The sequence below is a fragment of the Haloferax sp. Atlit-4N genome, assembly GCF_003383025.1.
GTDB classification, from domain to species: Archaea; Halobacteriota; Halobacteria; order Halobacteriales; family Haloferacaceae; genus Haloferax; species Haloferax gibbonsii.
The window spans coordinates 1-11,025 of sequence record NZ_PSYY01000012.1 but is presented as its reverse complement, the minus strand read 5'-3'; the positions used below and the strand labels follow the sequence as shown (position 1 = coordinate 11,025).

The window sequence follows — 11,025 nt, the reverse complement described above, 5'->3', positions numbered from 1 at the left end:
GCAGACGCCGAGACGAACATCGACATGGCCGAGGGCATCGCCGACCAGAAGAAGGCGGCCGTCCTCTGTGCGAACTTCATGCCCGCCGGCATGGAGGGCCTGAAGTACACGCTCATCGACCTCTGGCTTCGGCTCATCTTCCGTGCTCGCGACGAGAACGCCCGGCTCCCGCGGGTCGCCCTCGAAATGCGCGAGCTGAAGAACATCGCGCCGTCGAAGACCGGCGACGTTCGCTACAAGGACGCCATCAAGGGCCTCCGACAGACTATCTTCTTCCTCTCGACGCAGGGCGGGTCGCGCCGCATCCTGATGCTCGGGTCGACACAGAAGCTCAACGACGTGTACAAGCCCGTGCGGACGAACATGGCGACGAAAATCCTCCTCCGACTCGGCGAGGAGGAAATCGACACGCTCGACCGGTCGTACAACTTCTCGTGGGCGCAAAAAGAGACGCTGACGAACTTCCGCATCGGGATGGGGATGCTCATCGCCGGCGGGGAAAAGACCTACCCCATCGAGTGGCGGGGCGCGCCGTGTGGCCTCGGCCTCGGCGACCAGCACTGGCTTGACCGCTACGGCCTCGCCCGCGGCGCTCGGGTCCTCCAGTCGCAGACGGCCGCGTGGCCGCCGTCGGACGGCACCCGCGACGACTGGTGGGTTCACGTGCCCGACGCCAGCGTGCGCGACATCGGCAACCGCCCGCGAATGGGCGACCACTACTCCGAGTGGTACCTGCTCGAATCGGACTTCCCCGATGGGACCGCGCCCGACGACGCCGACCACGGACTCGTTGAAGAGGTCCTCGCGGATCGCCAAGCGTACCCGACGCCGTCGGACATCCACCTCGCGGACATCGACTGGGGAAACGTCCGCAGGGTGTCGTTCACCGACGAGGGCGCGTCGCGGTTCGACCGCGTGACGGACGTTCTCGGCGACAACAACCTGTCGGTGGACCTCTGGCCGTGGATGCTCACGCAGGCGGACAAGTGGCGCGACGAGTCGGTCCGCAAGAACGCGACCGATGTCCTCGAAGCCGTCGAAGAACACGCGCCCACGTCGTACTCGGAACTCGAAACCTACGTCGACGTGAGTCGGCAGTCCATCTCGAACTACCTCCAAGAGGAGGAACCGCTTGACGGCTGTCTCGACAAGGACGGCAAGGAGTACATCGTGACCGACCTCGGCCGACAGGCGATGAAAGCCGACTGGGACGTCGTCGCCAACGCAGTTCAGGTCGAAGAAGAACGCCCCGACACGGAGTTTGACTTCGATGAGTAACGCCGACCGCATCGACGCCTACCTCAATCGCAGCAGCGACGACGCGGACGCGGCGTTCGAAGCGTGGGCCGACACGCCCGGCGGGGCGTCACTCCGGGTGGACTGGCAGGACTTCTTCGAGTTCGACGACGAGCTGGCCGACAAGTGGATCGATCGCCCGCGGTCGATAGCGAAGTTGTGGTCACGCCGGCTTCGCAACCGCTACCAGAACCCCGAGACGGACGACCTCGAAAAGCCCATCTCGAAGATGCCGGTCCGGCCGGTGAACCTCCCCGATCGGGCGTGCTTCCGTCTCGGCGGCCTTCGCGAACGCCACCTCGGGACGCTCGTTGAGGTCCCCGTGGAGGTCGTCGAAGTCGAGTCGGTCGACCCGTGGCTTCGAAAGGCCGTCTGGGAGTGTCTGGAGTGTGGCGCGTTGAACCCGACCTCGCAGGGCTACGGTCACATCCGCTTCGGAACCTGTCGTGGGTGCGAAACCTCGCTCGACAAAAAGAACACGTCGCTGATGCGTGATGGGACCGAGATGGTCGACTTCCAGAAACTTGTCGTCATCCCGCGTGATTCGGCGCTCGATGACCCACCGTCGATACAAGTGTTCCTGACCGGCGACATCGTCGGGAAGGTCGGCATCGAAGACGAAATCACGGTCGTCGGAAAGTACCGGACGCTGCCGATGGCGATGCAACGCGAGACGCAACTGAACACGTTCGTCGACGCGAAGGCACTCGATGTCGACGAGCGCCAACAGGCGGGCGCACTGTCGACGACCGAACTCGACGAGGCTCTCATCGGTCTCGTGGACGAGTTATGGTCGGAGGACGGAACTACCTATGGCGTCCCCGTCGAAGACGTGATTTCAGCGATCGGGACTCAACACGACGTCCGTCACGCCGAAGTCCAAACCCGAATCGAAGCGCTCGAAGACGACGGTGAGTTCACCATGGTCTCCGGTGCTATTATCAAGGATTGATCCTTGGCGTCAACGAATTCATTTCGCATACTGCAACTCAGCATTGAAACACTACTCGGTGTCGTCACCATTCCGTTCATTGGGGTTCTGACACGGTATCATCCATTGACCCGACTCACTCATAAACGACGCAAGCGTTCGAGGATGCGCCTCTCACTGGATAGATACTACAGTCATTTCCCACAATTGAGAAATTGCCTGCTATGGGAGATATTCTTTGAATTCTTGATTCACGCGTTCAATTGTTCGCTGTCGTCCTGCGTAGTCGTACTCACGAGCAGAATCACTATGTTCTGCAAAGAGAATTGCTCTCGCTAGCAGCTCAACGACGTGGGTTCGAAGCTGGTTCTTGTCCATATACCGCTCGTCAGCATGCCGCTTCAGTCGCCGACTTCCCTGAATACGCTCTCGAATTCCTTCGAGTGAATCGTTGATCGTGGTCACGAGTTCATCGATACGTTCATCAGAGAGATCATCCGGTCGGGGGTAGCCGTCTGGGTAACACTGTCCGATCATTTTCTCAAATGCCCAGCTTTGCTGTTTGAAGTACGTCTCATAGTCCTGAGCGATATGCGATTCTGCAATCACCGCAGCAAGCAATATATGCGGCAAGACATGGCTCTGGAGCCCATCGTAGACCTCCTCTGTTGATTGAGATTGCTTACTGGCACATAATCGAAGATACGAACAGTAGTATGCAACCCGACTCTCCAAATTCGTATGACTCGTATCCCATAGCGTGTAGATATCCTTTATCCCGATTATTGCGTGCTCTCGTGGAATACTGAGATCGGGATAGGCTTCGTCAAGAACGAGCAGCTGTACCGTGGTTGCATTGATCGCTTTGAGTCTGTTTTCAACCTCTTCAAAATAGTACGTCTCAGAACTACAGGTTGGCCTCAAACCCTCTAAATCAGATTTCCAACCGCTGTAGAACGACTCAACTAATCCATCTGGATCCGTCTTATTTGATTGCGTCCAGGGACGAACTTTTAATCCACCTCTCGGGCTGTCATCCCCCGAGGATTCACTATCGGTATCCTCACTGCCTTCCTGTTGAGTCACTGTTCGAAGCGAAGTCAATAATCCGTTCAATGACGTGATGAGCTCACCACGACGTGCCTCGTCTCCAAGGTAGAGCTCTGAAACTGCACGGGGGACGGTCGTGGCACCTGCTTCGACGATATCACGAGGTGTCGCGTCACCGGCTGTAGGAGTATGTGTTTGTATCCACCGTCGTGATGTTTGCCGGTCTCCGCACTTGAGACGCCCTTTCCCAGTCTCAATAAATGGTTGCTGAGAACTATCCCCATAGCGATCTACTGAGACTGTGAACGTCTCCGAGCCCTCGTCTTCGTCCTCGGCCCAGTCAAACTCATGCGCACGGAGAGGAACGACAGACTGGCTGTCTCCTGACTGATTGGTTTGGGACTGGACAACGAGTTCTGCCCCTCCTTCGTTGATGACTTCCTTTACAGAGGTGCCTGCCCGTCCTGTGACTGTCAACGTTCCACTGTCGTACGATTCTCGTCGGCGATAACTAACACCATACAGTTCAAACATGTCGCCCACATCACTACTGCGGTCATCCGGGCTAGGAGTAGAGCCCTCCATGGGCAGTTCTTCCCCGGGAACGAACGTATCGATGGAGATGGGTTCTGCGTTTGAGATTGGGTCTTTACTGAGGAGATAATCGAAGTTGTCCTGGTCGACAGAACGGCGTAGAATTGCAGCTTCAACGTTCCCGGTATCCGCTAACGCTGACGAAAGAAGTGCAGCATGTGATGCATTCGGGCTCCCACTCAGGCAATACACCGCAGTGTTGGTTCGAATAAGGAGGATCTTTGCGTGGACATATCGGTCGTGTTCATAACTACGTGCTGAGGCAAGATCCTGCCTAAGCCAGGCACTTAATTTTGGCTTTGAAATCTGTGCTCGCGTATTCTGGAGCCAGAGTCGTGTTTCAATCCCGTCTGAAGTAAATGAGCTCGGGACCGCCAAGGAATTCCCATAAAACGGAGCCAAAATATCGACCTGTTGAATTTGTTCACCGGCCTCACGAATTATCTCACGAACCTGTGCTAACAGCGGCCGATGGAGGTTATGGAGAAAATAGGTGGACCGTTCGTTTGTATCTGGCTTCGGGATGTCTTTGAGCCACCCTCCAGCATCGATGGTTCGACTAATCGTTCCCGTAGTCACAGGGTCGACCGAATCCGCTAGTCGTGAGTCAAGCAGATCTTCAAAATATGCAGAGATGTCAAGGCACAGTGCTGCTTTTTCACGGATTTCCTGACTAGTACTTTCACCGGCATTCGAGCCTTCAGACGTCTCAGATGGTGGTGCGTCGATTGTAAAACAAGTTGCAATCTCTTGATTGCTCGTCAATCCGGGATGTGTCAGATTAGCACTACTGATAGTCGCTTGGACACGCCGCTCACTGGTAAGGAGATGTACCTTCGGGTGGAACGCTCGTCGTTGCCCAGCTGATATTGGTGCAAAGTGATACCGCTGTCCAGCATATCGCGGCTGTGTGTAGTTTCCATGAAGCAAGGTCTCAGACGAACCTTGGTCATTGAGCGTTGAGTCGTACTGTTTTGAGTCAACAAGGAGGGCGATTTCATCGCCAAGATTCTTGTCTCTTAGTGCTGGGAGGACTGTTTGTTCAAAGAACCTTGGAGAGTAGGTGAATGTGGTCATGATTGCCCCCTCCATGACACGGTCATCTGCGTCTAGCTCACGGAGTATATTCACTTGGCATCACCCGTATTGGTGAACGCTGAAACGAGTTGTCGGCCTTGATCTGTAACGACCATGCCATGGAGAGAATTACTCTCAATTAGCCCGAGCTCGTAGAAGATATCCCCAAGACGTTCGAACTTTAGTGTTGGTGCATTTGGGTAACCACCATTGTAGACCCCCCCACCGTTGATATCGTGATTGAACGTGAGGTCACCATTACTATCAACTTCGATCAGTTGTGGTGATCTCCCATTTCCATTCTTTATCTTATCGTAGAGTTCCTCGAAGTAGTGATCAAGAGCCCATTGTTTCGTAATCGTGGCTGCCTGGTGGCTCATCTCTGATGTAGGCCATTCAGAGTTGAGTGTGACCTCTGGAAGCTTCGGTTCTACCTCATAACTATCGTGTAGCTGCCAACACGTGATCGCACCAGGATCGACATGGGCTGTCTTGAACCAGTTGACGAATGGCTGTTGAGCCTCTTTGCTGTAGTACTGGTCGTACCGAGTAGAAAGACGTGAAAGTAGAACTGTACTGTAGCCTGCGACAAGGCGGCATTTACTGACCGAGGAGGGCTCAGACAGCGTCTGGGAAATGAGTGTCCGATACGCACGCTCAGAGTGTCCAGAGAAAGAAAATGGGTCACCTGATGGATCTTCTGCCTGGAGTCGTTCACACGCTGTCATCCATGAGCCTGTGAACGGTTCCGTCTCATTATTGTCATTGGGCCGGGCTTCAAGCGATCTTCTTGGTGCGTTAGCAAAGTACACTGCATCACGAATACTCGAGAGGACAGACCGATCAGCATTTTCGGCCTCAGACAACGAAACACCCATGAGTGCTTGCTCAACCGCTCGGTCGAAGTCTGGATTCCCGAATACCGTCTGAAGTACCTCTCTTGGTGTGACTGGTTCCAATCTTTTCACGGCCTCCAAGATAGAGATGAACAGCGACTGGAATGCATATGATGCGTATTCTGAATGGACGAGGAGACGCCAGGCTTCACGAATATCTGCTAACGTATTGAAGGTCGGTCTCGACGTCGGTCGTCGATTGACCCAATCACCAACAGAGAGAAGCAGTACAAGCGAGCTACGGACAAATGCGTCGCGACCTGACGTGAAGAACAGATCTAGATTCTCGCTATAATCGGCGTTTTCGACAGACTCTGCTCCAGCCAGAGTCGACTCAATTAGTGCCTCACTTTGAGCATCAAGATCTGTCTCAAGGTGTTCACGAAACGACAGTAGCTCTGGTGTAGGATGTGGTCCGAATGCTAACTCATCGAAGTGATTAGTCGGTGTGACAAGATACCAGTACGATCGAATCAACAGTTCCCGTTCTTCCGATGATATCTGACACAAACATCCACTATCACTTCCCCGTTCAACAAGCTCCATCGGCAGCTCTTCGTTCGCAACCGCAGAGGACACCTCCTCGAATTCGAAATCAACTGCGTTATCGTATGCATGAGCCAGTTGCTCGCCAAGTGGAGTGAGCGTCCATTCGTTTTCAAATAATAGTAGTCGGTAGAGGATTCCCTTGTAATAACTGTCGAACCGAGCTTTATCTTCACCTGCGATGGTAAACCCATCACTCGAGATATCAACTGATTCACTTGCTGGGTCAGAAAACTGGGAATCTAGGTAGTTGCTATTCCCAACGATTCCACTTGTTCCGGTTCCATCTGTCGGACAGTCATGTCGGGTGCTGGCAACTATGAGAAATTTTTCAAAGAGGGCTCGTTCTGGTGCAGTGTGTTTTTCGAGGTGGAATGTCACCCATGACCAATATGATAAGTATCGCAACCGTTGGGTAATAGCAATACTCAATATTGGTCTCAGGAGTCGGTCTTGGAGGGTACCTTCTGTCGTTTCAGCTTTAATTGGGTCGAGCACGCGCATACTAGGTGCGCGGTCAGTCCAGAGAGGGTCCAGCGAGGAGATTGTCATAGTACCCAGCCAATCTATTTCAAGGTATTAATATGTTGGCTGGTCTTCAAATTAGGTTGTTCAAGAATTAACCTTCGAGCGCTAGGTCGGTGAATTGACTGTCTACGCTAATTGGAGAGTGTGTCTCTAGCAGGACTCGGGAAGCTAGTGGAAAGAGCGACTCTCTACAATGTCAACGCTGAATGGTTCAACAGAGCCGAGGGTTTCGACATGCTGTTGGCTATCAACGTACCATCTGCCGATCTGACCACCGTGTCGCTCTCCACACCCCCACCGTGATCCACCCCTCCATCGCCATCGGGAGGACCGATGTGTCGTTCATTTCGTCACAGAGATGCAAGGAGGAAGCCCACGGCTTCAGCCGTGGGAGGAATCCGACAAGGCTCGAAACAAACCACGAGCGATAGCAATCCGACTCCTCCATGTCAATCATATGATTTATAAAGAACTCACCTAATATGTGAATTAACGATGGAGGTGATTCGCACCGTCAAAGTCAAACTCGACGTACCTAACGAGTGGTGCGACGACCTCCATCAGACCAAAACTCAGTTCCTTCACTGTGCGAACACCACCGCAGAGTGGGCGTGGAGATACCCGAACGACTACTGTGTGACCTCGAAACAGAACGCCGAGAACGCCCTCTACGAACGACTTCGCAACGAGACAGAGTTGACGGCAAACCTCGTACAGAAAGGGATTCGACGCGCTATCGAGGCCACAAAAAGCGGTGTCGCCCGACTCAAGAAAGGAGACAACACCAGTCAACCGTACTTCAAAGCGTGGAGCGTCGTCTACGACAAACGCTCTGCGACGTTCCACCGCGACCACGTTTCGCTCTCGACAGTAAATGGTCGCGTTGAGTGCGACTACGTGATTCCCAGCGAAACTGAGGGAACACCGATTGGCAAGTACCTGCTGAACGAGGACTACGAGTTCCGTATGTCTACGTTGCAGTACGACCGTCCCACAGAGTCATTCTACCTCCACGCACGAATGCGCCGAACCATAGACGAGCAAGAGCAGTCCACGACTTCTTCTGAAGACGCCAAGCACAGAACAGTCCTTGGCGTTGACCTGAACGTGGATGGCTCACTCGCCGTGACTTCCACAGGCGCGTTCATCGGGAACGCCGACGAGATGAATCATCGACGCCGAGAGTTCGAGAAGACTCGCGGGTCGATGCAACAGACGGGCACGCGGTCGGCGCATCTGTCGATTCAGTCGATGAACGACCGCGAACACCGTTGGATGCAGGACGAACTCCACCGAGCATCTAACCAGATTCTCGTAGAAGCCCGCGACCACGACTGTACGCATATCGCCTTTGAGAACCTGACCGATATTCGTGATCGGATGGCTGGTGCAAAGCGATTCCACGCATGGGCATTCCGACGCCTCTCCCAGTACGTTGAGTACAAGGCGGAGATGTTCGGGATCAAGGTTGAGCAGGTGAGCCCTGCGTACACGAGTCAGCGGTGTTCGTCGTGCGGGTTTACGCACGAATCGAATCGGCGGACGAAGCATCAGTTCGTATGTCAGAAGTGCGAGTACGAACTGAACGCGGACTACAACGCGAGTAAGAACATCGCTCGGAAACTACTCAAGAGACTCCACTCGGGGCAGACGTCTTCGAGTGGAGGCGCACCCTGTCAGTGTGCGCTCCCGTCAGGGACGCTGAACCTGAATGGCGATTTCCACGCCTCCGTCGAATCGACGGCAGAAGGGGAGTCCACTGACAAGCCCACGACTTCAGTCGTGGGTTACTGACCTCAAACTGTTTGAGGCGTACGAGTCGGAACACACTGTTGACGATGTACTCGCTGCTATCGACCCCGAAGAGTTGCACCATCCAAAGGACGTCCTCTACGAACAGCTCGTGACCGACCAGACGGAGACCACGCCCGACGATCTCTTTGAACGTGCCGCGGTCAACGAAGAGGAAGGAGAATCCTTCTCAGCACTTGAGACAAGGGCCTTCGCGACGCTCCTTAGCGCATTACAGTAGTGCCCACACGTGGTTCTTTCTACCGTCGACCGCGGATCCTTGCAGCTGCCCAGACACAGTCAACCAGTCAGTGCAGTCTTTGCCACCGAGTGAGGAGACTGGGCAGCCAAGCACCGCATGGTCAACATTGGCAAGCCAGCGGTTCAATCACAGAGGTCACCCGGGAGCGACTGTACACCGTTGGTACACTACATTGTCAGCGATGTTCGCTGCGGTGTGCCGGTTTGGCAACTCGCCGTTCTCGAGGCGGTCCTTGTTAGTGTTGTATAACCTCTCTCGTTAGTTCTGCCAACTCTCCTTGTGATAGCGGCGCAACCTCAACACGCTCTCCATCTGCGGTAAAGAAGATACTTGCAGTCACGTCTCGATCAGGGAACCATTCAGCCAACACGTGATAGTACACGCTGAGTTGCTTCCGGTACTCACTCTCAGCGTGCCGCCCGAGGTCGGTCTTGAAGTCGATTATCTCGACAGAATCGGGACGGATGTGAACGAGGTCAACGATCCCTGAGATGGTGACCTGTTCGCCGTCGACAGTGAGTGGGAGATACGCGTCCTCCTCGACCCGCAACTCACCAGCAAGCGAGTCTAGGAACGACTTGATGTGACGTTCGTCGTTGTTCGAGGGCTCGACGTCTCCTTCCAGGACGTACCGCTCAGCGAACTCGTGAGTCTGCGTTCCGAACGCGGTTCCTCTTCCGTCGTCGACATCCTCGAACACAGCGTCGCGCATGAGCGTGTGCGGCGAGTGTCCGACTGGGCCGTCCGGGGTCGGCACAGCAATCTGCAAGTGTGCCTGCGTCGTCTCGGTGCTGTCGTCTTCCTGAACGTTGGGTTCTAGTTCCTCGATGTCGACGGGGAGTTCTTCGATGAACGTGTTCGGGTTTTCGCCTGCAGCGAACACGAGGTGGCTCTCAGCACGCGTCATCGCGACGTAGAGCAAGCGTCGCTCCTCGTCGTACCCACGCGGCAGACACTTCTGGAGGACGTCACTCCGCCAATTATCGTAGATGTGGGGGTATCCGTGGTCGTCAGCGTAGAGCTTTCGCTGGCGTAGTCCAATCGGATCATCGAACGTGATTACGCTACTGTTCCCGCCTGACGGTGGGAAGCGATGGGTGTTCATGTTCGCGAGCACGACGATGGGATGTTCGAGCCCCTTGGCCGCGTGGATAGTCTGAACCGTCACCGAATTCATGCCGGCGCTCGCGTGAACCTCCTGAGTGCTTCCGTCCTCGATGCCACGTTCGATGAATCGGATGAGGTCACCCCGTGTCAAGGTCGTCGCACTGTGGACCGACTGGATCGTCGTCAGGAGCACGTCAGCATACGCCCCATCATAGTCGTACTGGGAGAACACACGCTGGGCAACCCCACCGACCGTCTCCAGTGAGGCGAGTTCCGCCTTGAATGTCTGCATGTTCGCGGGGTACTCCTCGGTCTCGAGGACGTGTTTGACCTCGTCGAGTGTGTAGCCAGCTTCCTCGAGGACGACGGCCCACCCTCGCTCGGCGTCGGATTCGAGAATTCGAAGCCACGCCAGCAGAAGTTTTGCTGGGTCAGAACGGAATAACTCGATACCGCCCTCGTACGCCATCGGCAACCCGTACTCCTCGGCGACAGAGAGGAGTTCCCGGCCGAAGTCACGGGTCCGGGTGAGGACGGCGATGTCACCGTACTCTGGGAGACGGAGTTCGTCGTCCGCTTCGACTTGATACGCGTCGTTTCCGACGATCTCCTGTATCTTGGTCAGAACGGCCTCGTGTTCGTCTTCGTGTTGGATCGCCTCAATGCGGGAGTTCTCGTGCGCAGTGTTCGAGGAGAGCGACACGATACGGTCTCGGACGGCCGCCTCGTCGACGTCGTCCTTGCTCGCAGCGGGCGTCACCAGGCTATGCTCGGAGAAGTCGAGGATAGCCTGCGTCGACCGGTAGTTCTCGACGAGTTCGATATCGATGATGGGGCGTGTCGCCCACGACACTCGCTCGTGGTCCTCGTTCAATTCCTCCACAAACCGATCCAACCGAGTCTCAAACTCGGTGATATTCTCGACGGCGGCGTACTGGAACGAGTAG

5 protein-coding genes and 1 pseudogene are annotated in these 11,025 nt (G+C 55.2%); 3 read left to right on the top strand and 3 right to left on the bottom strand.

Annotated features, from left to right (window positions below; genetic code table 11):
* Together C5C07_RS21365 and C5C07_RS19840 are read left to right on the top strand one after the other, a co-directional pair.
* A pseudogene (locus C5C07_RS21365) lies at positions 1–1,278 on the top strand (hypothetical protein); the annotation flags it as partial.
* Entirely contained in the window at positions 1,271–2,248 is a 978-nt protein-coding gene (locus C5C07_RS19840; protein WP_115805969.1) for a minichromosome maintenance protein MCM, read from the top strand. The pseudogene C5C07_RS21365 and the gene C5C07_RS19840, both read left to right, overlap by 8 nt.
* 201 nt (positions 2,249–2,449) lie before the next feature.
* Here C5C07_RS19840 and C5C07_RS21210 read toward each other — a convergent pair whose 3' ends face one another.
* Together C5C07_RS21210 and C5C07_RS21205 are read right to left on the bottom strand one after the other, a co-directional pair.
* Complete coding sequence (locus C5C07_RS21210; protein ID WP_147302064.1) at positions 2,450–4,948, bottom strand: hypothetical protein; 2,499 nt, start codon at positions 4,946–4,948, stop codon at positions 2,450–2,452.
* A 50-nt stretch (positions 4,949–4,998) separates the two neighbouring features.
* The gene (locus C5C07_RS21205; protein WP_147302063.1) at positions 4,999–6,942 is read right to left on the bottom strand and encodes a hypothetical protein; all 1,944 of its coding nucleotides are present in this window, start codon (positions 6,940–6,942) and stop codon (positions 4,999–5,001) included.
* A gap of 471 nt (positions 6,943–7,413) precedes the next feature.
* Here C5C07_RS21205 and C5C07_RS19830 point away from each other — a divergent pair, with 471 nt between their 5' ends.
* Entirely contained in the window at positions 7,414–8,712 is a 1,299-nt protein-coding gene (locus C5C07_RS19830; protein WP_115805967.1) for an RNA-guided endonuclease TnpB family protein, read from the top strand.
* Between the two features lie 494 nt (positions 8,713–9,206).
* On the opposite strand, the gene C5C07_RS19825 is transcribed toward C5C07_RS19830, so the two are convergent.
* Positions 9,207–11,025: 3'-5' exonuclease (locus C5C07_RS19825; protein WP_199522773.1), on the bottom strand; the 1,819-nt coding region annotated here is incomplete at its 5' end.